This window comes from Rhodocaloribacter litoris (assembly GCF_011682235.2).
GTDB lineage: Bacteria > Bacteroidota > Rhodothermia > Rhodothermales > ISCAR-4553 > Rhodocaloribacter > Rhodocaloribacter litoris.
This window is the reverse complement of the sequence record NZ_CP076718.1, coordinates 4,076,855-4,099,351: the sequence shown is the minus strand read 5'-3', so window position 1 is coordinate 4,099,351 and position 22,497 is coordinate 4,076,855. Positions and strand designations below refer to the sequence as shown.

General features: G+C 67.9%; 18 protein-coding genes. 13 read left to right on the top strand and 5 right to left on the bottom strand.

Annotated features, from left to right (window positions below; all coding sequences use genetic code 11):
* The first annotated feature begins 215 nt into the window (after window positions 1–215).
* Together GQ464_RS17000 and GQ464_RS16995 are read left to right on the top strand one after the other, a co-directional pair.
* Window positions 216–2,081 carry a 2-oxoacid:acceptor oxidoreductase subunit alpha gene (locus tag GQ464_RS17000; protein WP_166980295.1) on the top strand — a complete coding sequence of 622 codons (1,866 nt, stop codon included), beginning with the start codon at window positions 216–218 and terminating at the stop codon, window positions 2,079–2,081.
* A gap of 87 nt (window positions 2,082–2,168) precedes the next feature.
* Window positions 2,169–3,395 carry a thiamine pyrophosphate-dependent enzyme gene (locus GQ464_RS16995; protein WP_228350395.1) on the top strand — a complete coding sequence of 409 codons (1,227 nt, stop codon included), beginning with the start codon at window positions 2,169–2,171 and terminating at the stop codon, window positions 3,393–3,395.
* Window positions 3,396–3,436: 41 nt separating this feature from the next.
* On the opposite strand, the gene GQ464_RS16990 is transcribed toward GQ464_RS16995, so the two are convergent.
* Window positions 3,437–3,991: a shikimate kinase gene (locus GQ464_RS16990; protein WP_166980298.1), complete on the bottom strand. Its 555-nt coding sequence runs from the start codon at window positions 3,989–3,991 to the stop codon at window positions 3,437–3,439.
* 140 nt (window positions 3,992–4,131) lie between these two features.
* Here GQ464_RS16990 and truA point away from each other — a divergent pair, with 140 nt between their 5' ends.
* Genes truA through tadA form a run of 4 tightly spaced genes read left to right on the top strand, consistent with a single transcriptional unit; the run spans window position 4,132 to window position 6,911 of the window.
* Complete coding sequence (gene truA, locus GQ464_RS16985) at window positions 4,132–4,878, top strand: tRNA pseudouridine(38-40) synthase TruA (protein WP_166980300.1); 747 nt, start codon at window positions 4,132–4,134, stop codon at window positions 4,876–4,878.
* The gene (locus GQ464_RS16980; RefSeq protein ID WP_228350394.1) at window positions 4,871–6,220 is read left to right on the top strand and encodes a Kelch repeat-containing protein; all 1,350 of its coding nucleotides are present in this window, start codon (window positions 4,871–4,873) and stop codon (window positions 6,218–6,220) included. The genes truA and GQ464_RS16980 overlap by 8 nt, the downstream gene beginning before the upstream one ends.
* Before the next feature lie 23 nt (window positions 6,221–6,243).
* Window positions 6,244–6,432 (top strand): hypothetical protein, encoded by a 189-nt coding sequence (locus tag GQ464_RS16975; RefSeq protein ID WP_166980305.1) that lies wholly within the window; start codon window positions 6,244–6,246, stop codon window positions 6,430–6,432.
* Window positions 6,429–6,911, top strand: coding sequence for a tRNA adenosine(34) deaminase TadA (gene tadA / locus GQ464_RS16970; protein ID WP_228350393.1), 483 nt, complete (start codon window positions 6,429–6,431; stop codon window positions 6,909–6,911). The genes GQ464_RS16975 and tadA overlap by 4 nt, the downstream gene beginning before the upstream one ends.
* Window positions 6,912–7,784: 873 nt before the next feature.
* Here tadA and GQ464_RS16965 read toward each other — a convergent pair.
* On the bottom strand, window positions 7,785–10,499 hold the full coding sequence (locus GQ464_RS16965; protein ID WP_166980307.1) for a DUF5916 domain-containing protein: 2,715 nt from the start codon (window positions 10,497–10,499) through the stop codon (window positions 7,785–7,787).
* 298 nt (window positions 10,500–10,797) lie between these two features.
* Here GQ464_RS16965 and GQ464_RS16960 point away from each other — a divergent pair, with 298 nt between their 5' ends.
* The 7 genes from GQ464_RS16960 to GQ464_RS16930 all read left to right on the top strand — a co-directional run bounded on the left by GQ464_RS16960 (window position 10,798) and on the right by GQ464_RS16930 (window position 18,380).
* On the top strand, window positions 10,798–11,814 hold the full coding sequence (locus GQ464_RS16960) for a carbon-nitrogen hydrolase family protein (protein ID WP_166980309.1): 1,017 nt from the start codon (window positions 10,798–10,800) through the stop codon (window positions 11,812–11,814).
* A gap of 177 nt (window positions 11,815–11,991) precedes the next feature.
* A complete protein-coding gene (locus GQ464_RS16955) occupies window positions 11,992–12,381 on the top strand; it encodes a hypothetical protein (protein ID WP_166980311.1) in 390 nt (129 codons plus the stop codon).
* Between the two features lie 199 nt (window positions 12,382–12,580).
* Window positions 12,581–12,769: a hypothetical protein gene (locus GQ464_RS16950; RefSeq protein WP_166980313.1), complete on the top strand. Its 189-nt coding sequence runs from the start codon at window positions 12,581–12,583 to the stop codon at window positions 12,767–12,769.
* A gap of 27 nt (window positions 12,770–12,796) precedes the next feature.
* Window positions 12,797–13,894 carry a sialidase family protein gene (locus GQ464_RS16945; RefSeq protein ID WP_166980315.1) on the top strand — a complete coding sequence of 366 codons (1,098 nt, stop codon included), beginning with the start codon at window positions 12,797–12,799 and terminating at the stop codon, window positions 13,892–13,894.
* A gap of 107 nt (window positions 13,895–14,001) precedes the next feature.
* Window positions 14,002–16,323: a TonB-dependent receptor gene (locus tag GQ464_RS16940; RefSeq protein WP_166980317.1), complete on the top strand. Its 2,322-nt coding sequence runs from the start codon at window positions 14,002–14,004 to the stop codon at window positions 16,321–16,323.
* Window positions 16,324–16,645: 322 nt separating this feature from the next.
* Complete coding sequence (locus GQ464_RS16935; RefSeq protein WP_228350392.1) at window positions 16,646–17,530, top strand: IS982 family transposase; 885 nt, start codon at window positions 16,646–16,648, stop codon at window positions 17,528–17,530.
* A gap of 52 nt (window positions 17,531–17,582) precedes the next feature.
* Window positions 17,583–18,380, top strand: a complete 798-nt coding sequence (locus GQ464_RS16930; RefSeq protein WP_166980659.1) for a phosphatase PAP2 family protein — start codon at window positions 17,583–17,585, stop codon at window positions 18,378–18,380.
* On the opposite strand, the gene GQ464_RS16925 is transcribed toward GQ464_RS16930, so the two are convergent.
* The 3 genes from GQ464_RS16925 to GQ464_RS16915 are packed head-to-tail and all read right to left on the bottom strand — an operon-like array spanning window position 18,325 to window position 22,337.
* Window positions 18,325–19,914: an NAD(P)/FAD-dependent oxidoreductase gene (locus tag GQ464_RS16925; protein ID WP_166980657.1), complete on the bottom strand. Its 1,590-nt coding sequence runs from the start codon at window positions 19,912–19,914 to the stop codon at window positions 18,325–18,327. The genes GQ464_RS16930 and GQ464_RS16925 overlap by 56 nt on opposite strands.
* A 59-nt stretch (window positions 19,915–19,973) precedes the next feature.
* Window positions 19,974–20,978 (bottom strand): archaeosine biosynthesis radical SAM protein RaSEA, encoded by a 1,005-nt coding sequence (locus GQ464_RS16920; protein ID WP_228350391.1) that lies wholly within the window; start codon window positions 20,976–20,978, stop codon window positions 19,974–19,976.
* Window positions 20,979–21,005: 27 nt separating this feature from the next.
* Entirely contained in the window at window positions 21,006–22,337 is a 1,332-nt protein-coding gene (locus GQ464_RS16915) for an asparagine synthase-related protein (protein ID WP_166980660.1), read from the bottom strand.
* Window positions 22,338–22,497 lie beyond the last annotated feature (160 nt).

Sequence of the window (22,497 nt, the reverse complement as noted above, 5' to 3'; positions counted from 1 at the left end):
AGTTCTCGAGGTAAGGATTATCAGGGGAATCCTTTCCAGAGATACCCTTCTTTCGAGACATGCCGTCCTATGTGAAGCATCATCGCGGTGCCCGCCCGGTGTAACTCCGCGAATCAACTCCAGATTTGCGGCGTTTGAGCATGTGCCGTTCGGAGGCTCCCGGCCTCCGGCGTGCATGCACCCGCCGTGCCTTCCGTCTTACCATTGCTGGATCCATGCATCCTCCCTCCTCCGACAAAAGGGTCGAGACCCTGCCCGAGGCGACCATCCTCTTTGCCGGCGACTCCGGCGACGGCATGCAGTTGACCGGTTCGCAGTTCACCCTGGCGACGGCCTACGCCCGCAACGACCTGGCCACCCTGCCCGACTTCCCGGCAGAGATCCGCGCGCCGGCAGGAACCACCTACGGCGTCAGCGGCTTCCAGCTCCACTTCGGCGAGGTCGACATCCGCACCCCCGGTGACGAGGTGGACCTGCTGGTGGCAATGAACCCCGCCGCCCTCAAGGTGAACCTGCGGCGCGTACGCCCCGGCGGCTCGATCATCGTCAACGTCGACGCCTTCGAGGACAAAAACCTCAAACTGGCCGGCTACGACACCAATCCGCTCGAAGACGGCTCCCTCCGGGACTACCACGTCGTCCCGGTGGAACTGACCCGGCTGACGCGCGAGGCGCTCAAGGACAGCCCGCTCAACCAGAAAGAGATCGACCGCTCCAAGAACATGTTTGCTCTGGGGCTGGCCCTCTGGCTCTATTCCCGCCCCATCGAGCCCGCCATCGCCTGGCTGAACAAGAAATTTGCGAAGAAGCCGGTCATCCGGGATGCCAACCTGGAACTGCTCAAGAAAGGCTACCACTACGGCGAGACGACGGAGCAATTCCTGGTGCGGTACGAGATTCGCCCGGCCCATCTGGCACCTGGCACGTACCGCGCCATCCGGGGCGCGGAGGCGCTGGCGCTGGGCCTGGTTGCCGCCAGCCGGGCCAGCGGCCTGCCGATCTTCTACGGCTCCTATCCGATCACCCCGGCCTCTGAACTGCTCCACGAGCTGAGCCGGCTGAAGAACTTCGGGGTGATAACCTTCCAGGCCGAGGATGAGATCGCCGCCGTCGGGGCGGCCATCGGCGCCAGTTTCGGCGGCAGCCTGGGCGTCACCGGCACGAGCGGTCCGGGCCTGGCGCTCAAGACGGAGGCCATCGGCCTGGCCCTGATGACGGAGCTGCCGCTCGTCGTCGTCGACCTGCAGCGGGGCGGCCCCTCCACGGGCCTGCCGACCAAGACGGAACAGAGTGACCTGCTCCAGGCCCTCTTCGGCCGCAACGGCGACGCCCCCCTGCCCGTCCTGGCCGCCTCCACGCCGGGCGACTGCTTCGAGGTGGCCTATGAGGCCTGCCGCATCGCCGTCCAGTACATGACGCCGGTCATCCTCCTGGCCGACGGCTACCTGGCCAACGGGGCCGAACCCTGGCGCATCCCCGACCTGGACCGGCTGCCCCCCTTCTCCGTTCGCTTTGCCGACAAACCCAACCACGCCCACAACGGAGAAGCCGCGTTCCTGCCCTACGTGCGGGACGAGGCCACACTGGCACGCCCCTGGGCCCGGCCCGGCACGCCCGGCCTCGAACACCGCATCGGCGGGCTGGAGAAACAGCATGAGACGGGCAACGTCTCCTACGACCCGGAAAACCACCAGCTCATGACCCGCCTCCGCGCCGAGAAGGTCGAACGGGTGGCCCGGGAGTATCCCCCCACCGAGGTCTTCGGAGATCCCGAGGGGGACCTGCTCATCATCGGCTGGGGCTCCACGCGGGGTACGATCGAGGCGGCCGTAGAAACGGTCCGGCAGCGCGGCCGGCGGGTCGGCAGCATCCACCTGCGCTACCTCAACCCGCTCCCGCCCGACCTGAAGGAGCACTTCGGCCGCTTCCGTCACCTGCTCGTCCCCGAGCTGAACAACGGCCAGCTCGTGCGCCTGCTGCGAGACCGCTACCTGCTGCCGTTCATCCCGCTCAACAAGGTGCAGGGCCTTCCCTTCACCAGGAGCGAAATCGTCGGCCGGATCAATGAAATTCTTTCGTGAGCGTTGAACCTCCACGCAACGCCTCTACTCTGCCCATCCACCAACGTCACGGCCGCCTAGCGCTGTGACACGTTAACGCATAAGAACATGGCTGACCAGCATCCCGACAAACAGCCGAAGCGTGCCAAGCCCGTCCTCCCTCCGGGCGCCAGACCGGCCGAAGGCCCGAAGGGCGCCAAACCGGCCATGCCGCCCGGCGCCAGACCGGCCGAAGGCCCGAAAGGCGCCAAACCGGCCATGCCGCCCGGCGTCAGACCCGCCGGGCCCGGCAAGGGACCGGCACGGCCGCCCGCCCCCGGCGGCGACGGCGCCCCACGCGGGCTCACCCGGCAGGACTTCACCTCCGACCAGGACGTGCGCTGGTGCCCCGGCTGCGGCGACTATGCCATCCTGGCCACCGTGCAGCGCCTCATGCCCGAACTCGGCGTGCCGCGCGAGAACGTCGTCTTCATCAGCGGCATCGGCTGCTCCAGCCGCTTCCCGTACTACATGAACACCTACGGGATGCACTCCATCCACGGCCGCGCCCCGACCATCGCCACCGGCCTGAAAGCCAGCCGCCCGGAACTCGACGTGTGGATCATCACCGGCGACGGCGACGCTCTCTCCATCGGCGGCAACCACCTGATCCACCTGATGCGGCGCAACGTGGACGTGCAGCTGCTGCTCTTCAACAACCAGATCTACGGCCTGACCAAAGGGCAGTACAGCCCCACCTCGGAGCTGGGCAAGATCACCAAAAGCACCCCCTACGGCTCCATCGACCACCCCTTCAACCCGATCGCGCTGGCCCTCGGCGCCGAGGCCACGTTCGTGGCCCGCACGATGGACCGCGATCCCCGGCACATGAAGGACATCCTCAAGGCCGCCCACGCCCACAAGGGAGCCGCCTTCGTCGAGATCTACCAGAACTGCAACATCTTCAACGACGGAGCCTTCTTCACCTTCACGGAGAAAGACACCAAGCCGGACCACACGCTCTTTCTCGAACACGGCCGGCCGTTGACGTTCGCCGGCGGCCAAAAGGGTCTTCGCCTGGACGGGCTGCGCCTGGAAGTCATCGACCTGGCAGGCGACGCCTGGTCCATCTCGGACTGCCTCGTCTACGACGAGACCAGTTACGAGATGGCCACCCTGGTGGGTCACCTGTTCCGGCAGCCGGAGATGCCCCGCCCCTTCGGCATCTTCTACCGCGAGACGCGCCCGACCTACGAGGCACTCTTGCAGCAGCAGATCGAGACGGTGATGCGCCAGCGCGGCCCCGGCGACCTGCAGGCCCTCCTCCAGGCCGGCGAGACGTGGGAGATCACCTGAGCACCCGCTCCGCCGCTCTCCGGGCGGGCGACGCGTCCGATTCAGTCGCGAAGGCCGGCGTCTGCGAGGGCCTGCAGCACCGCGGCCACCGTCTGCGCGGCATCGAGGTCCCCGGCGTCCACGACCACGTGTGCCCGGAGGTAGTAGGGCTCGCGCCGGGCCAGCAGGGCCTCGACCCGCCCGCGCAGGGCCTCCGGCGGCAGCGGCACCCCCCGGGCATCGCACAGGAGTGGGCGCAACGCCTGCCCGGCGCGCAGCCGCCCCACCAGCACCGCCGGCGGTACCCGCAGATACACCACCGTTCCGTGGGCCAGCGCCCAGCCGAGGTTGTCCTCGTCGGCCAGCGCCCCGCCCCCCAGCGCGAAGACGACCCGGGACCGCCGGGCCGTCTCCCGGAGTACCCGCGCCTCCAGCGCCCGGAAAGCCGCTTCCCCCTCTTCGGCAAAGAGCTGCGGAATGGGCTTCTCCGCCCGGGCTTCGATGAGCGCGTCGAGATCGTAAAAGGCATAGCCGAGCACCGCCGCCACACGCGGCCCGACGGTGCTCTTGCCGCTGCCCATGAAACCCGTCAGGTAGATGCGCCCGGAAGAAGACATGCCGGCTGGAGGGAGTTTACCGCAAAGACACGAAGCGCGAAGCGGAGGGTTTCCCCCGGCCCCTTCGAGGCCTCTTCGAACCAGATCGGCGGGCCGTGGTTTCAAAGGGCGACCGCTTTCCTGTCCAGACACCGAACGCCGTGCCCACCTACCGGCTTCTGATCGAATACGACGGAACGGACTTTCACGGATGGCAGGTGCAGCCGAACGGCCCGACCGTGCAGGAGGCCCTCGAACGGGCGGCCACGACGGTACTCCGGCAGCCGGTCTCCATCATCGGTTCGGGGCGGACGGATGCCGGGGTTCACGCACGCGGCCAGGTGGCCCATTTCACCACCGGTACGCCGGTGAACGTGGACCGGTTGCGCAACGCGCTCAACGGCCTCCTCCCGCCGAGTATCGCCGTACTCGCCCTCGAGGAAGCCCCGGACGGCTTTCATGCCCGCTACAGCGCCCGCCGGCGGCGGTATCATTACTACACGGGTCTCCACCCACACCCGCTCGAACGCGCGTGGCGCCACGTGCTGCGGCCCGCCCCGGACTTCGAACGGATGAACCGCGCCGCCGCCGCGCTCCGGGGCACGCACGATTTCAGCGCCTTCTGCCGTACCCGCTCCGAGACGGAGAACCGTCGTTGCACCGTCTTCGAGGCGCACTGGGTGGCCGAAGATCGTCCCGGAGACTGGCACTTCCGCATCACCGCCGACCGGTTCCTGCACGGCATGGTGCGGGCCATCGTCGGAACGCTCCTTGAAATCGGACGGGGGAAACGCCCGGAAGACGACCTGCTGCGCGTACTCGCCAGCGGCGACCGGCGCGAGGCCGGCCCGGCGGCCCCGGCACGCGGCCTCGTCCTCGAACATGTCGAATATGCCTGCGATGGGTAGTGTAGCCTCCGGCCGTTGCCGGCTGACCGCCCTGCTCCTGGTTACGCTCTTTCTCGCCGGGTGCGAGCGCCCGTTCGTCGAGGAGCGGGCACCGGAGATCGAGGTGGTCGCGCCCGACCTGTCGGACGTTTTGCTCGAAAACCGGATCGCCCTGCAGGTACGGGCGACCTCCTTCCGGCCCATCGACCGGGTTCTCGTCAACGGGGCCGCCATGACGTTCGACCCTGCGGCGAGCACCTGGGAAGCCGGCGTCACGCTCGAACGGGGCCTGAACCTGCTGATCGTCGACGCCTTCGACATCGAAGGGGTACGGCGGCGGGATACCCTTTTCGCGGTTCACATGACGTACCGGGTCGTCGGGCCGGCGCCGTCGCCGCGGGTGCCGCGGGCCGGTCACACCGTCACGATGCTCTCCGACGGCAGCCTGCTGCTGGCCGGGGGAGTCGCCCATGCCGGGGGGCAGGCGCTGCAGGCCGCCTATCGCCTCGCTCCCGGTGCAGACCGGTTCGTGCCCCTGGGCGCCACGATGCGGGCCCCGCGCACCGGCCACACCGCCACGCGGCTGCCCGACGGCCGCGTCCTGCTCCTGGGAGGCAGCCGCACCGACGACCTGACCGCCGTGACCCACCTCGTCGAGGCCGCCGAGGTGTTCGACCCCGCCACGGCCACCTTCGCCGAGGTGCCCGTCGTCGGGGCTCCGATCCGGCGGGCGTTCCACACGGCCGTGCTCCGCATCGAAGGAGGCGTTCCCATCGTCGACCTCTACGGCGGGCGCGGCGACATCCGGTACGGCGCCACCCCCCGCCTCGGCACCCGCGATGACCTGCGCGGCTTCGCCTTCCGGAACGACACCCTGTTTGCACTCAACCCGGCCTCGGGGGCTCCCATCGGCCCGCTCGCCGGCCACACCCAGACCCCCCTCGACGCCCGTGACGAGGCGGCGGCCCGGTACTTCCTCGTCCTGGGCAGCTTCTTCGACGGTGACTTCGCCGACCCCACCAGCCTCCTTTTCGACTACCGCCCCGGCGTCGGGCTGCTCTTCGAGGAGACCGGCGCACCGCGGGTGCCCCGCACCCTCCACGCCGCCGTCCACCTCCGCCCCGGCTTCGTGCTCATCCTCGGCGGCCGGCAGGGCACCGGCACGGCCTTCGTCGACACCGCCGAGCTGTACGTGGAACCCGCCCGGCGCTTCTTCCGTTTGCCTGCCCTGGCCATACCCTCGTTGCAACGAACGACCTTCACTGCAACCTTTCTCCCCCCGGCGCGAATACTGCTCACAGGCGGATTCGCCCCCGGTGGCATCGTCCTCGCCGACGCTGTCTTCTTCGAATTCGACCTCTGACGATACCGCGCTTCCCGTACCCGATGGACCTTCAGCAAATCATACGCTGGATCGTGGTCGCCATCGTGCTGATGGTGGCGGTCGTCGTGCTGAGCGTGATCCTCAAGCTGGCCGGCTTCCTGCTCGGCTTCGCGCTGAAGGTCCTCCTCGTGCTCTTCCTGATTGCCGTCGTGCTGCGTTTCATCGAACTGCTCCAACAGAAGCGACGGTGAACGGCCTCTCCACCCTGCTTACCCCCCACCGGCGCTGGATGAAGCTGGCGCTGAAAGAAGCCGAACGAGCCCTCGAACAGGGTGAGGTGCCCGTGGGCGCCGTCATCGTGCAGGGGGAACGGGTCGTCGGGCGCGGGCACAACCTGATCGAGACGCTGCAGGACCCGACGGCCCACGCCGAGATGATCGCCATCACGGCCGCCTGCGAAACGCTCGGCACGAAATACCTCGCAGGATGCACCCTCTACGTGACGCTCGAACCATGCCCGATGTGCGCCGGGGCCATCGTGTGGTCCCGGCTGGACCGGCTGGTCTTCGGTGCCTTCGACGAGAAAGCCGGCAGTGCCTCCACCCTCTACAACATCCCGCAGGATGAACGGCTGAATCACCGCGTCGAGGTGATCTCCGGCCTCGAGGCCGAACGGGCCGCCGCCTTGCTCCAGGCTTTCTTCGTGCAGATGCGCAACGGACAGCGCTGAAAGCACCCGGAGGCTCCCAGGGCATCCGCCACCGGCACCGGGCCCTCCCCCGCCCCGGCGTTTCGTGGGACCTGCGTCACGGTGACCCACAAAAAAAACCGCCAGGATGAAACCCTCACCCTGGCGGCTTTTCCGGGATGCCCTCCCTCCAGGTCGTTCGCCCGGTGTTGCCACACCACCATCGCGAACCGAGGTGCCCGAAACCCCGGAGGTAGCGCAAAGAGGCTCCGGGCACACCTACACCCCGAATGTCAAAGTGACTCCATAGCCCTACGGCATCGCCGGCGAAAAGTGTCACCGGCCGGGTTTCTTTTTTGACCGATGTTACGCAGTAGGCGGCGAAGCCACCACGTTTCGCTCCTTTCGCTTCATGGCAGGCCCCCGATCCGGGAGATAGCGCCCCCCATCCCCCCTTCGGGGACCTTCCTCCTGCAGGGCCGCCGGGTGCGGCCAGGGGGAAGGGCTTGGTGTCAGGCGTGGGGGCTACGACCAGATCCTCCCCATGCGAAGGTTGACAGGGGTAGGTTTTCATATAGCGTTGGTCCATGCTGTTGAAGGCGCCGTTGTACAGCGCGATGTAGCCGCACCCTTCACGGGTGCGCTCCCCTCTCCGCCGGCGCGCCCGGGCTAACGGGACGCGCAACGCGTCCAGATCCGCGGCTACACGGTACGTTCGAGGAGCAATGTAGCCGCACCCTTCACGGGTGCGCCCCCCTCTCCGCCGGCGCGCCCGGGCTAACGGGACGCGCAACGCGTCCAGATCCGCGGCTACACGGTACGTTCGCTAAGGGCAACCATGCCCTCAATAACCCTGACCTCCGCTATAGTCCTGCCGTCGCACCGGTCTCCACTGCGTAACATCATTTTTTTGATTCAACGGCTGAGCCAGTACGTGAGTTTGACCATGAAGATGTTGTCCGGCCGGACATCGAAGAGGCGCCTGAGCGAGTGCGAGAACCGGAATTCGCCGTGCTCCTCGGTGTCGGAGCGCGCCTGCGTCCAGACCAGGAAGAGCGTCGAGCCGGGGCGGTATTCCCAGCGGAAGACGGCCGTTCCACGCAGCGACTTGAAGTTGAAGTCGAGATCGGGCAGCTCCAGCGGGGGTGCCGGCCCCTCCCCGTCGGGGTCGGCCACGCGCGTCGCCGGGTCGAAGGTGGTACCCGCCTCGCCATAGGTGATGAAGTCGTAGCTTTTCGGGCGGGCCAGTTCCTTGTAGTGCGCGTAGTCGCCGGAGGAGATGAAGGGCTGTGCGAAGAGCTGGAAGCTCATCGTCGGGGTAAAGGTCCAGTTCAGCCGGATACTCGTCGAGAGGGTGACCTGGTCGAGCTCGGCGAAGACGTAGCGTTTGCCGAAGGTATGCGTGGCGGTCGGGTCGTCGAACTGGCCGACGTACTGGGCGAATTCGCGGTTGAGGCTGAGCTGGGGGCTGACCCGGAGCGAGAGGTTGGAAGCCGGTTTGTATTCGATCCCCGGGCCGAAGCTGAGGTTGCCCTCGTTCGGCTGCCGGTAGGTAAAGGCATTCAGCGTGAAGACGAGGGGCTTGCGGCTGTCGGTTTCGAACTCGAGACCGAGCTCGACGCCCGGGGGGTTGCGCGTCAGCGGGCCGCCGCGCGTGCGGGTGTTGTTGACCGTCTCGGGGTTGACGGCGACCATCACCCAGAGGCCGTAGTAGTTGAGGAACTGGATGAAGCCGGAGGTCCAGACGCCCGTCCAGGTGGTGTTGCCGTCGAAGTCCAGGCTGCGGAAGACCGCAGCGTTCCAGAAGAGGCGGCGGTACCACGGCGTGGGATCGGTCCAGCGGAGGGTTGTGGCCAGGTGCCCGTTGACGACGTTCGTGCGCCACATGAAGCCGAGGTCGTTGACATCGAAGCCGGGGCTGATGAAGCCGAGCGCCGCGTTCACGGTGAACCGGCCGCGCTGCTTGTTGAGGGCCAGGCGCCCGGCCGTACCGGTGAGGCCGGTGGCGTTGCTGTCCACGGCGACGGCGCCGAGGTCGGGCCGCTGGAAGTAGTGGAGCGCGCTCTGTTGCAGGGCGAGCATGCGCGCGCGGGTACCCCGCACGTGGGTGGCACCCAGCCATCCGGTGAGGACCCACACCCTGTCGTCATCGAGGAACGTCCAGCCGTCGAGACCGAAGCCGTAGGCGGCCTGGTTGACCTCGTCCCGGAGCCAGTCCTCGCGGAAGTCGCGCTGCGCGACGGTCCCCAGGAAGCCCAGGGCCTGCCGCCCTTCGTTGAATTCCTGCTGGGCCCGGAAGACGCCGTAATAGGCCAGGGGCTCCACTTCGGCCGAGAAGCGCTCCGCACCGCGGGCCACGCCGGCCACGCCGCGTTCGGTGAGGGCCTGGATCGTGCCCACGTTGGCGGAGCCGATGCGCCCGGTAAGCTTGGCGGCCCCGAGAATCCGCACCCCGTCGGAGACGTCCGCATAGTCGTGCTCCGGCAGGCTTCCCTGCGGCGCCCGGCCGATGCGGCGGCTGTAGAAGAAGGCCGGGTTGCCCCAGTTGAAGCCCCAGTTGCTGCTGGCCCCGCCCCGGCCGAAGTTGAACACGGAGGCCCCCTCGATGAAGAAGGGCCGCTTCTCGGGAAAGAAGGTCTCGATGTCACTCAGGTTGACGACGGCGGGATCCACCTCCACCTGCCCGAAGTCGGGGTTGACGGTGGCATTGAGCGTCAGGTTGCTCGTCAGGCCCACCTTCAGGTCCACCCCGACGCCGGGCACATACCGCGAGCCGTCGTCGAAAGGATTGCCCCGGGGCTGGTCGGTGAACTCGGCCCGTGCCGTCAGGTAAGGCATCACCTCGACCTGGCGGCGCGGCGTGATGTCTTCCATCCCGACGAGGTCGTAGAAGCGAGAGACGAAGCCGCTCTCCTGCCGCGGCGTGTAGACCAGGTAATCCGACTCGTTCTTGCGCGAGATGTCCCGCCGGAAGTTAATGCCCCAGACGTACCGGTCTTTTCGATGAAAGCGAAGCTGCGAATACGGGATGCGCATCTCGACGCTCCAGCCCGCTTCATCGAGGTGTACCTTTCCCTCCCAGACCCCGTCCCACGCATCGTCGTCCCAGTCGTCGTTCATGAGCACACCGTCGTAGAGCGTGCCGGCGGCGTTGACGCCGAAATAATAGCCGGTGCGCCGGTCGTAGAAGGGATCGATGAAGACCACGAAGCGGTCGGACTCCAGGTCGGCGTCGCGGCGGCCCAGGCGGGCGACGATGGAGTCCGGTGCGCTGTCGTAGAGCCGGGCGCCGACGTAGAGCGCGTCGTCGTCGAAGAGCACGCGCACGGCCGTCCGCTCGGTCGGCGGCGCTCCTTCGACGGGATCGCGCTGGAGAAACCGGTCGATCACGGGCGCCTGCTCCCAGGCAGCCTCGTCGAGCCGCCCGTCGATGGTGACCGGGTGCCGGCGGCGAACGGCCGGAACGCGCCTTTCGGCTTCCTCCACGGGAGGAGACGCCGTGGAGGCCAGCCGCCGGGCCTCCTGCAGGAACCCCGAAGGGCCGGAGGAAGAACGCGTCGCGGGAAAAGCATGGACCCGGGCACCGTCCCCCATCCAACCGGACGACAGCCCCAGGCAAAGCAGTAGCATGACCCTCCTCATGGTGCGGTTGCCTCCCAGATGCCTGCGATGTGCTTCCCGGAAGGCGAAACGTTTACGGACACCCGCCTCCCGTCCTTTCAGGGTTCGGCCACCCCATACGCTAATTTTTTAGCACCTGTTACAGCCGGGTCAAAATTTTTCCGGTGGCGTGTTCCCCCGGTGCCCGGTGTCCCCCGCCGCCTCCTTTTTCTCTTGCCCAGGCGGTTGTTTTAGTTTACCTTGGGTGAGGTCCCTTGCTTCATCCCGCCCGGGTCGCCACCGGCGACCGCGTAGTTCCAGCTCACCCATGATCCGCCAGCGTACCCCCTTCCGTGTGGCGGCCGTGCAGGCTGCCCCCGTCTTCCTCGACCGCGACGCCACCGTAGCCAGGGCGTGTGACCTCATCGCAGAAGCCGCCCGAGCCGGTGCACGGCTGGTCGTCTTTCCCGAATGCTTCATCCCGACGTACCCGTTCTGGGTATGGTTCATCCCGCCGTATCGCACCGCCGACCTGCGCGCCCTCTATGCCGAGTTGCTCGACAACGCCGTCGTCGTGCCGGGCCCGGTGACGGAGCGCCTGGGCGAAGCCGCCCGTGAAGCCGGCGTCCACGTCGTCATGGGCATCAACGAGATCAACGTGGAGACCAGCGGCACCACCCTCTATAACACCCTGCTCTTCATCGACGACACGGGCCGCCTCCTGGGCAAGCACCGCAAGCTCATCCCGACGGCCGCCGAGCGGCTGGTCCACGGCATGGGCGACGGCAGTACCCTGGGGGTCTACGAAACTCCGTTCGGACGGCTCGGCGGGTTGATCTGCTGGGAGATGTACATGCCCCTGGCCCGCTACGCGCTCTACGGCTGGGGCACGGAGATCCTGGTGGCGCCCACCTGGGACCGGGGCGAACCCTGGATCTCGACGCTGCGCCACACGGCCAAGGAGGGCCGCGTCTACGTCGTCGGCTGCTGCACGGCGATGCACCGCAACGCCATCCCCGACCGCTATGCCTTCAAGCAGGATTTCCTCCCCGACGTGACGTGGATCAATCCCGGAGACAGCGCCATCGTGGATCCGGACGGCAAGTTCGTCGTCGAGCCGGTGCGTGAATGCGAAACGATCCTCTACGCCGACCTGGAGCCGTCCCGGGTGACCGGCCCCCGCTTCCAGCTCGACGTGGCCGGCCACTACGCCCGCCCGGACATCTTCGAGTTGAAGATCCATTGCACCCCGCGCCCGGTGCTGCACGTCGTGGATCCGAAGCAGGAACCCCCGGCGAAAGCCGTGCCGACCCCGGTGACGCCGGCCGAGGCGAACGGCGTCTGAATCTTTGCGCTTTTCCGCGGCAGAAGCGATGGCCTTTTCGGATCTGCCCGTGTTCACCCGGCGCTGAGAACGTCCCGGGGTGTAACGGTTTTTCGAAAGATCCATCCCAAAAGGCATCGCGCCGTTGCGGTCGCTGCCATATCTTTCCGCCGTCTTGTTCCGTAATCTGTGCGGTCCATGGCCCGTCGCCGGTACATATCGTTCCTGCTGCTCCTCACGTTCTCGGTGGGGGGTGTGCTGGCCCCGGCGTCGCACCACCTGTTCATGGCGGTGAGCGAGGCCTACGTGCCCTGGCGGCACGGAGACACGACGGATTCGCACCGGGCGGCAGCACCGATGCCGATGCCGGGCGAGGACGGCGAAGCGGCACTCCGGCCGGAGCACCCGGCGCATGCCCCCTGTGAATACGCCGCGCTCTTCGCCACGCTGGTGCTGGCCCCGCACGCTCCGACAACGTTCACCGCGTTGCCGGCTCCGTCGGTACCGCTCCCGTCTCCCCCTCCCGCGCGCCACGTGCACGAGCGCGAGGTCCTGCCCATCTCCGAGCGCGGTCCCCCGCCGGGCTGATCCCGCTCCTTTCATCCCGAACGCCGGCACGGGCACACACCCTGATCCGACGCCGGCCGACCGGGGCCTGCCGGGTCGTCGTCCGATCGGTGTGGACGAAACGCCCGTCCGGCGGCACCGATGTGCCCCCGTGTGGGCCTGCCGGTGCAAGGAGCCTTCGATGCCCCGCTGTTGCTCCTTCACCCCTCGGAGATTTCCCATGCGCTTGCAGCACCTGCCCCTGTGGTGGGGGGCCCTGCCGGGCATGCTGGTCCTGTTCCTGCCGACCGGCTGCCGGCAACCGGAAACACCCCGCCCTCCCGCTGAACCCGTCACCGTCACCCTCGCAACGGGGCGAGCCCCGACCACGGCCATCGACCCGCATACGGGGACGGTCTACGTTGCCTGACTGAAACAGGCTTCCGAGAACGCCGACGTGTACCTGACCCGGCAGGCCCCGGACGGACGGCCGCTCGGCGAACCGGTGCGCGTCAACCACCTCGAAGGCGACGCGACGATCCACGCACAGGCTCCCGCCCAGGTCGCCCTCGGGCCGGAAGGCCACGTGTACGTCGCCTGGACGAACCACGTCCCTGCCGGGGGACGACGGTTTCCCGCCAGCAACCTCCGCTTCGCCCGCTCCACCGACGGCGGCCGCACCTTCGAACCGGCCCTCTCGGTGAACAGCGACGCGGGCGACCGGCCCTCCAGCCACACGTTCCACGACCTGGCCGTCGGGCCGGACGGGACGGTCTACATCGCCTGGCTGGACGGGCGCGCCCGCGACGCGATGCGGGCCGAAACGGCGACAACGAACCGGTCCGGGGTACCGGCTCCCGGAACACACGGCAGCCACGATCCGGGCCGTCACGACCACGCCGTCCTTCCCGGCATCGAACTCCGCGTGGCGGTCTCACGCGACGGGGGCCGCTCGTTCGAGGAGACGGCCGTGGTGGCTGCGGACACCTGCCCGTGCTGTCGGACCGCGCTGGCCGTGGCGGAAGAGGGCACCGTCTACCTCGCCTGGCGCCACATCTTTCCCGGCGGGGAACGCGACATCGCCCTGGCTCGCTCCACCGACGGCGGGCGCACCTTCACCGAACCCGTTCGGGTCCACGCCGACCGGTGGCGGATCGACGGTTGCCCGCACGCCGGGCCTTCGCTCGCACTCGACCGTGCCGGCCGGCTCCACGTTGCCTGGTATACGGGCGTCGAGACCCGGGCCGGGCTGTACTATGCCATGTCCGCCGACGGTGGCCGCACCTTCACCCCTCCGGTGCCGCTCGCCACGGGGGTGGGTGTCTCGCAGGTGAAGCTCGGCGGGCACGGGCAGGAACACGTCTGGCTGGCTTGGGAAGACCGGCACACCGGGCAACTTCGCCTGGCCCGCACCGATGGCCGGGGCGATCTCGTCCATGCCGGCGCCCCCCTTCCTTCCGGAGAGCATCCCGCCATCGCGACCGGCGCCTCCACCGTGGCCCTGGCCGGGCAAACCCGCGATGAGGCCTTCCTCTATCTCCTCCCGGCGATGTAAAAGACGGCTTGTGTGGTTCGTGGCGTGCCTGCGCGGTCCGCCCCCATCATCCCGGCCGAAACACGCCTGGGCATCTTTCTCCGTATTCAACCCTTGTCCGATAGACCATGAAAAGCCCCGTTTCCCTGCCGCGCATACCCGCGGCCTTGCTCCTGCTGCTGGTGTTCGGTGCCGGCCCGGCAGCGGCCCAGTCCGAGCTTCGCGGCCGCGTGCTCGATCAGCAGACCGGCGAGCCGCTCGCCGGCGTGAACGTGACCGTGGCCGGCACCACCACCGGCACGACGACCGACCTGGAGGGACGCTTTCTCCTCCCCCTTCCAACCCCCGATGCCGTGCTCCAGCTCAGTTACGTCGGCTACGTCCGCAAAACCGTTCGGATCGACGATGCCAACGGCTTCCTCAACATCCTGCTCGAACCCGACAACATCCTCCTGAACGAGGTGCAGGTCGTCGGCTTCGACACGAACCGGAAGCTCCAGGAGACCGCCGGTTCGGTGGCGGTCCTGACCGAGAAAGACTTCGACCGCACCAGCCGCGTCAGCCTGAAGCCCGTGCTCAACACCATCCCCGGCGTGCGCGTGGACCAGAGTAACCTGGCCAACACCCGCATCTCGATCCGGGGCGCAGGCATCCGCTCGAACTTCGGCATCCGCAACCTGAAGGTGTACGTCAACGAGATCCCGATCACCGAGGCCGATGGGTTCACCCGGATCGAAGGGCTGGACGTGGCAACGCTCGGGCGGGTGGAGGTCATCAAGGGGCCGGCTTCGAGCCTCTACGGCGCCGGCACGGGCGGCGTACTCCACTTCCAGATCCAGCGCTCGCCCTACCGCGAGAACAGCCTGGAAGCCACGGCCCTGGGCGGCTCGTACGACCTCTCCCGCCTGGCATCAACCTACCGGATCGGCACCGACCGCTTCAACGCCGCCGTCACGGTCGGCACCCAGCACTACGGCGGCTACCGCGCCCACAGCACCGACGAGCGCCGCTTCTTCACCGGTTCGCTCCAGTACTTCCCGAGCGAGAAGCAGGCGGTTACCGTACTGCTGAACCAGACGCGCCAGGAGACGTTGATCCCCGGCGCCCTGACGGCCGACCAGCTCGCTGAAGACCCGCGGCAGGCCAGCGCGTCCAATGTGGCCCAGCAGGCCGGTCGCTTCCAGACCTGGACCCGCATCGGGGTCTCTCAGACCTACGATTTCAACGAGCACCTCTCGAACACGACGAGCGTCTACGCCTCCTTCTACGAGCTGGACCACCCCCTCGCCTTCGCCTACCTCCGGCAGCCCTACCAGAGCTACGGCGGGCGCACGCGGATGGTGTTCAAACCCGCCCTGCCCGTGCTCCCGACGACGCTCACCGCAGGCGCCGAGGTCATCAAGGCCTTCGTGGCAGCCAGGCGGTTTCAGAACCAGGGCGGACGGGAAGGCACACTCCTCCTCAACCAGGAGCTCGACAACCTGCAATATACGCTCTTCATCCAGGCCGAAGTGCAACTCACGCCCCGCACCTTCGCCACGCTGGGCGCGAGCCTGAACAAGGTCGAATACACCGTGCGGGACTTTCTGGAACCGGCGCAGAACGGAACGAAAACGTTCGACTCGGAGGTGACGCCCCGCCTGGCGGTGGCACACGTCTTCGGCGATGCCCTGGCCCTGCACGCCGGCATCAGCGCCGGCTTCTCCCCGCCGACGACTTCCGAAATCAGCGACGCCGACGGCCACCTCCGCGACGACGTGCAGGCCGAGCGCGGCGTCAACTATGAGATCGGGGCACGCGGCAGCCTGCTCGGACGACGGCTCCACTACGACGTGACGGCCTTCTCCTTCCAGATGCGCGACCAGCTCATCCCCCAGAGCGTCGGGCAGAACCGGACGATCTTCAACAACGCCGGAAAGACGTCGCTCAACGGGCTGGAGGTCGCACTCTCCTTCCCGGTGCCCCTCCCGCCCCGGGCGTTCTTCACCACCCTCCGCCCCTTCCTGAGCTATACCTACTCGGACTTCACCTTCGAGGACTTCCGCCTGCTCGACGCCGGGGGAAACGTCCTCGCCGACTTCTCCGGGAACGCCCTCACCGGCATCGCCCCCCACGTCGTCTCGGCCGGCCTCGACGTGACGACGGCGGCCGGGTTCTACCTCCACGCGACCTATTTCTTCAACGACGACGCCCCCCTCAACGACGACAACACCGCCTTCAACCCCGCGTACTCCGTCGTCGACGTGAAGGCCGGCTATGCCGGCTCCCTCGGCCGGCTCCTCGACGTCAACGCCTTCGTGGGGGTGGACAACCTCTTCGACGTGCTGTACACCTCACAGGCCGCGTTGAACGCCCGGGCCTTCGGCAATGGCCAGCCCGCCTTCTTCGACCCGGCACCGGGGCGGAGCGTCTACACGGGCCTGTCGGTGAAGTATCACTTCAACCGCTGACCCCGCATCCGGACGCGTTCCCTCCCTCCCGGCACCGCCCTTCGGGAGGGAGGGAACACATCCCGCAACGGCCCGCCTGCCGGACCCCCCCCTTTGCCGGAAAACGCGGAGGCCCTTTGCGTACGGGCGGCACGTTCCGTAATTTGGGCGGCACCCGGGATTTAGCTTTTCCGAACGGAGCCGATGTCGTCTATGCCGCACGTCTACGACCTTCTTCCACCTTGCTTACCCGATGTGCAGGTTTTTAGGATGAGGAACAGACTGGTGCCGACCGGCCTCTGTGTTGTTGTACGCAAAACAGAGCACCAGCCCGCAGCCAGCCATGTCCCTCACCGACTACATAATAACGGTTTTCTGCCTCATCGATGACATGCTCACCGAGATGAAAGACGACGGCCTCACGCTTCGCAGCCGAGGCCCCGCGCCCAAACTGGCCGACAGCGTCGTCCTGGCCTGCGAGATCATCGGCGAGTTTCTCGGCTACGACACCGACAGCGGCATCTTCCACTACTTCCGTCGCCATCATGGAGCCTTCTTTCCGAAGCTCCTCAAGGTGCATCGCACGACCTTCACCCGACAGGCTGCCAACCTCTGGGCGGTCAAACAGCGTCTGCATCAGCGGCTGCTGCGCCGCATAGCCTGTGATCCGACCTTGTGGATCATCGACAGCTTTCCGATGCCCGTTTGTCGCCTCGCCCGCGCCTATCGCTGCCGGGTGCTGGCCGAGGAGGCCACCTATGGCTACGACGAGATGGCTAAACAGACCTTCTACGGCCTGCGCAGCCATCTGCGGGTGGTCTGGCCGGGCGTCGTCGTAGAGAGCGAACTGGCTCCGGCCAACGTACATGACCTCTCGGTGGCCCCGGCGCTGACCGACGAGGCGCAGGGCGTGGGTCTGGCGGATCGCAACTACTGGAGCCCGCGCCTGTTTGCGGAGCTGGCCGAGGCCGGCACACGGCTGATTACGCCGAAGAAGCGGGGGGCCTCGCCGCACTGGTCGAGGAGTCTGACGCAGAAGCGGCGACGCATCGAGACAGTGATCGGGCAGTTCGTGGAGCGATTTCAGGCCAAGCACGTGTGGGCGCGAGACCGCTGGCACCTGTGTAATCGATGGCTCAGGAAGCTCTGTAGTCATACGCTGGCTGTGCTTCTGTGTCAGCAGCAGGGGCTGCCTCCGCTGCAATTCGCCAAGCTCATTACGGATTAAAACCCGCACATCGGGTTTGCTTCCTTCCGTTCGTAGAACCCGCCGCATCACGATGCTCTGTTCTTGCTCCCCGCGTGCCGGCACCTGCGTGGTCCTGTGCGTCCTCAGCCTGACATGTCTCTGTGAAACCGCCACCGCGCAGCCGTCATCGGATCGTGCCCGCTTTCTGCGGTGGATGTACCGGGATGCCCTTGCGCTGACCCGGACGATCGACGAGCGCACGCCGCTGTACGTCGCCTCCGCTGCGGCCTTTCTCCTTCCGCTCTCCCATTTCGACCCGGCCATCAACCCGGCGATCCAGCAGCGGTACCGGGGACGCTTCGGCGATTTCCTCGATTTCGCCAACCACTTCGGCGGCCCCGGTGTCAAGCTGCCGGCGGTAGCGGTTTTTGCCGCCTCGCTCCTCACCCGGGATACGCACCTGCAGGATGCCGCCTTCACCTCACTGCAATCCCTGATCTATGCCGGGGCCATCAGCTACGGGCTCAAATACGCCTTCGGCCGGGAGCGTCCCTTCGAGGGAGACGGGGCGCACGACTTCGATCCCTTCTCCGGCCACACTTCTTTTCCCTCGGGCCACACGACGGCCGCCTTCGCCCTGCTGACACCCTGGGTGCTGTATTACCCTCATCCCGTCACGTACGGCCTGTTCGCCCTCTCGACGGGGACGGCTCTGGCCCGCCTGGCCCGGGACAAGCACTGGGCCACGGACGTCATCGCCGGGGGCGCCATCGGCTTTCTGACGGCCTACCACCTTTCGAAGCGCCACCTGGCCGAGCGACGCCGGTTGTCGATCACGCCCGTGATTGCCCCGGATGCGCTGTCGATGTCCCTGCGCCTGGTGCTCTGAGTCCTTCCGCCTCGACGAGCGGCGCAACCGTGTGGTGATACATGTTCGGCACCGGCGGATGGAACAGCCCGGCGGTGTTGTAGGGCGCGATGGCCGCTTCCACCCATGCCTCGAAGGCCCGGACCACCGCTTCCGACCGTTTCCCTTGCCGGAGGCGGGCCAGCCGTGTATGGGCCTCGTCGACGAGGCGGCGCAGCGCCGGGTCCTCCGCCCGGAAGAGATACCCTGCCTCGTCGAAACCGTGGCGGGCCCGTGCCTGCTCGTACGTGATCGTCGCGGCAAAATAGAGCATCGCGGCCGCGGTGAAGAGGCGAAAGTCCGGCAGGGCCTCGTAGCAGACGGCCACGAGCCCGTCGATCAGCGAAAGTTCGGCCAGAACGGCCCGCTCGTAGGCGGCCAGCCGTTCAGGAAAATGCGCGTGGCCCGGTCCCCGTTCGAAGGCCCGCATCAGCCGCTCGATGCCGCCGAGCGTATGGGCGATGCCGGTGCTGTGCAGCGGGTCGACGAAGCCGGCGGTGTGCGGCAGGAGCGCCCACCCCGCCCCGGCAACCCGTTCCCACCGGCGCTGAAGCCGGGGCGTCGCCACGAGCCGCCCCGGCGGATCGACGACGCGTGCGGTCGCAAAGAGCTCCCGGAGCGCCGGGTAGGCGTGGAGCCGGCACGCCCATTCGTCCTCCGGCGGGCGGTCCGGCCGGGGAGGGTGCCGCCGGGCGTCGAGGACGAGGCCCGCGCTGAGGCGGCCGTCCCGGAAGCGGAGCATCCACATCCAGGCCGCCTCGAGGAGGTGGTGCAGGGCGGCCGCATCGCAGGGGAACGGGTGGTCGGCGAGGTTCGCCCCCCGCATCGTGAGCCGGGAAGCCCACGTGGGTACCCCTGCAAAATGGCCGTAGACGGCCCGGCTGTTCGTCCGGAACGCCGTGGCCGGCGCGGCGGGCAGCCCGAGCGCTTCCGGTACCACGGCGGCCGGTCCGGTGGCGTCGATCACGAAGCCGGCACGGCACCGGACGTTCCCCGCGCGGTTCCGGCCGGCAAGCCGCCATCCGGTCCCGTCCGGGTACACGGTCACGGCCGTCTCTTCGAACAGGAGTATGCCGGCCGCCCGCACCTCGCCCGCAAAGAAGGCATCCACCTCGGCCCGGAGCCAGTGGGTGTCGCTCGTGGCCTCGTCGCGGCTGGCGGCCACGAGCAGTTCGTTGGCGTGGTCCGGGCGCGGGACGAAGTCTTCACCCGGCTCGTGCCGGAAATAGCTGAAGCCGCGCTTGAGCCCGCACGTGAGCGCCGGGTAGGCCGCCTGCCAGGTGCCGTACTTCCACAGCGGGCGCAGGCGCGGCAGGTCGTAGCGGTCGCACAGGTCGCGCAGGATCATGTCGGCCACGGGCGTGGACGACTCGCCGATGGTGAAGCGTGGGTGCCGCGCCCGGTCGAAAACCGCTACGCGGTAGCCGAGGCGGTGCAGGATCAGCGCGGAGAGGCTCCCGCCGAAGCCGGAGCCCAGCACGGCGACGTCGACGGTCAGGGCAGGTGAAGCCATCATGTCGGTTTTCGACATCGGGAAAGACGTTCAGGGGGCCGCCCCTTCCACCCGGGCGGCCTTCATCCGGCCGGGCGGCAGGGGCAGGCGACGGGCGGGGCAAGGCGCTGGGTGAGGTTCATACGGTGAAGCCGCTCGCGGCGGGCCGGACCGCAGCGCGGGCAATCGAAGAAGCGCTCCAGGTCCCACAGGTCCATGAACACCCGGCCCCGGCCCATCCGCAGCCCCTCCTCCAGCACCGTCTCGATGGCCCGCATCGACGGCGGTGCGAAGAAGCCGTCGCGGGCCAGGCGGGCCATCAGCCCGGTGTCGCCCCGGGTGGGGATGACGGCGCAGCACCCGGCGCCGGCGTCGAAGGCGAAGCGGATCGAGCGAAGCGCCCAGTCGATCCCCTCTTCCTCCGTCATGAACGGCGGGCGCAGCAGGATGAACGCCCGCACGTCGATGTCCTCCTTTCTCAAGAACGCGACGGCCCGCTCGAAGTCGGCAAGGGTCATGCGTTTATTGAGCCGTTCGAGGACGCCGGGGTGGGCCGTCTCCAGGCCGAGGGCCACCTCCAGCCGCCCGTCGAGGCGGTCACGAAAGCGGCGCACGTCGTCGCCGCAGAGTTTCGGGTGGTTCTCGACGATGACCGTCTCGAAGCCCCGCACCCGCGCGGCGATGGCCGCATGATCCGCCGGTGGGATGGCCTTCCGGTCGAAGAAGTTGCCGCTGTTGTAGAGCTTGACGTGGCGGGCCGGCGGCAGGCGTTCGAGCGCATGGTCGATCTGTGCGGGGATCAGCCCCGGGGGCAACGGCGCGTCGGTGGTGTGCCGCCAGAGGTCGCACATGAGGCAGCGGAACGGGCACTCCCGGTTGGTCAGAAAGACGGTCGCCACCGGCTCCACCCGCCCGCCGGCCGTGTGCTCCGGCTCGACGAAAAACGCATAGGGCCGGTGCGGATCCACCGGTGCCTTCGGCGGGCGCGCCGCCACGATGGCGGCATCGTCGAAGCGGGGCCACGGGCCGCGTACTACGGCCGCGTCACCCGGTGCGCCCTGACGCTCGGCTCCGAGAAGTGGGTCCATGGAATGCCCCCGCGACCCTCCGGGCCGTCAGTATGCCTCGAACAGCGCGCGGAAGGCCGCACGATAGGCGGTTTCGCGTTCGGGGAAGAGGGCACGGAAGGCGGACGCATCGACCGCGCCGTGCTGGAAACGGCGTTTCTCGAAAACCGGCATGTCCAGCCCGGTGATGGCCTTCACCCCGCGCCGGACGACTTCGCCCTTGAGCGCGTAGAGCCGCTCGTGCTCCCAGTCTGTCAGTTCCACGAAGGGAATGCCTTCGGCCACGGCGATCACCTCGGGCACCGTGTAGGGGCTGAAGCTCCTGAACCCGAAGTGCCGCACGGGGGCGTACGTGCGCACGTGCCCCCGGCTCAGCCCGCCGGTGTACGTGAGGGAGTGTTTGACGGCCTCGACGCCCCAGCCCTCGTGGTAGAGCAGCAGGTTGTTCAGGACGCTGCGGATGGTCAGTTCCGGGTTTTCCTCGATGGGATAGTCTTTCAGGTTCTCGTCCCCGCCGTCGCCGTCGACGAGGTAGGTCCAGTCCGGATAGCGCTGGCGGAGGGCCCGGCAGAGGGCGAGCGTCATGGTGGCCGCCTGCACGTCGAGCGGCTTGTAGTCCTCGATGACGCGGATGGCCTGGCGGTAGTCCAGGTCTTCGAGGGCCACGTCGACGACTTCCAGGAACATCGAGAGGCCGAGGGTATCGAGGAAGCGGTGGGCCTGCTCGGCGTCCGGGCCGCCGGGGGCGCGGAGCGTGAAGGCCTTCAGCCGGGTGGGGGCTTCCCCCCGCGCCAGCAAGAGGTGGTAGAGCACGAGGAAAACCGAGCCGCTGTCGATCCCACCCGAGAAGAGCACCCCGATGGGTTCGCGCGGGTCGAGCCGGTCGAGCCAGCGGTCGCACACCCCGGCCAGCGTGCCGATGTAGGCCTGCCCGATGGCGTCGAGGTCGGGCGGCAGGGTGTTGCGTTCGGGGGTGAAGAAACGCCGGTAGGCCGGGTTCGGATCGGGGCAGCCGACGAGCCGGAGCTCGACGATGTAGTGTGCCGGCACCATCCGCGTGTAGGAGGGATGGAACTGGTCGTCGAGCCCTTCCGAGGCCAGGAAGCCCGCGATCTCGTCGATGCGTTCGGCCACCACCAGGCACGGCCCCTCGCTGCGTTTGGCCAGGAAATAACGCATCGGCCGGCCGATGGAACGGGCCATGCGCACGGTGACGCCGTCCTTGTACACGAGGGCGAACTGCCCTTCCAGGGCACGCACCCGTTCCGGATCCCCGGACGCCAGGGCCTCGACCGCCGCCTCGGGGGTGGCGTTCAGAAAAAGGTTCTCCGCCGGGTCGAGCAGGTTGACCAGGCGCTCCACGTGCGTCGTCTGGTGCATGTGGTGCATGAGCGGCAAACGGGTTCAGAAATGGGAAACGTATGGCCCGAGTATACGGGATGGTCACCGTTTTCGCCAGATCCGGCTCGCCGTCCTTCCCGGAAACGGTGCCGAACGCGGGCCGCCGCCCCCGTCGTCCCTGAACCTTCGCCTTCCAGGC

Excerpts from the sequence above, each read along its gene's own strand:
- GQ464_RS17000 (WP_166980295.1), top strand. The coding sequence starts at position 216 with ATGCATCCTCCCTCCTCCGACAAAAGGGTCGAGACCCTGCCCGAGGCG.
- GQ464_RS16995 (WP_228350395.1), top strand. The coding sequence starts at position 2,169 with ATGGCTGACCAGCATCCCGACAAACAGCCGAAGCGTGCCAAGCCCGTC.
- GQ464_RS16990 (WP_166980298.1), bottom strand. The coding sequence starts at position 3,991 with ATGTCTTCTTCCGGGCGCATCTACCTGACGGGTTTCATGGGCAGCGGC.
- GQ464_RS16980 (WP_228350394.1), top strand. The coding sequence starts at position 4,871 with ATGGGTAGTGTAGCCTCCGGCCGTTGCCGGCTGACCGCCCTGCTCCTG.
- GQ464_RS16975 (WP_166980305.1), top strand. The coding sequence starts at position 6,244 with ATGGACCTTCAGCAAATCATACGCTGGATCGTGGTCGCCATCGTGCTG.
- GQ464_RS16965 (WP_166980307.1), bottom strand. The coding sequence starts at position 10,499 with ATGCTACTGCTTTGCCTGGGGCTGTCGTCCGGTTGGATGGGGGACGGT.
- GQ464_RS16960 (WP_166980309.1), top strand. The coding sequence starts at position 10,798 with ATGATCCGCCAGCGTACCCCCTTCCGTGTGGCGGCCGTGCAGGCTGCC.
- GQ464_RS16955 (WP_166980311.1), top strand. The coding sequence starts at position 11,992 with ATGGCCCGTCGCCGGTACATATCGTTCCTGCTGCTCCTCACGTTCTCG.
- GQ464_RS16950 (WP_166980313.1), top strand. The coding sequence starts at position 12,581 with ATGCGCTTGCAGCACCTGCCCCTGTGGTGGGGGGCCCTGCCGGGCATG.
- GQ464_RS16940 (WP_166980317.1), top strand. The coding sequence starts at position 14,002 with ATGAAAAGCCCCGTTTCCCTGCCGCGCATACCCGCGGCCTTGCTCCTG.
- GQ464_RS16935 (WP_228350392.1), top strand. The coding sequence starts at position 16,646 with ATGTCCCTCACCGACTACATAATAACGGTTTTCTGCCTCATCGATGAC.
- GQ464_RS16930 (WP_166980659.1), top strand. The coding sequence starts at position 17,583 with ATGCTCTGTTCTTGCTCCCCGCGTGCCGGCACCTGCGTGGTCCTGTGC.
- GQ464_RS16925 (WP_166980657.1), bottom strand. The coding sequence starts at position 19,914 with ATGATGGCTTCACCTGCCCTGACCGTCGACGTCGCCGTGCTGGGCTCC.
- GQ464_RS16920 (WP_228350391.1), bottom strand. The coding sequence starts at position 20,978 with ATGGACCCACTTCTCGGAGCCGAGCGTCAGGGCGCACCGGGTGACGCG.
- GQ464_RS16915 (WP_166980660.1), bottom strand. The coding sequence starts at position 22,337 with ATGCACCAGACGACGCACGTGGAGCGCCTGGTCAACCTGCTCGACCCG.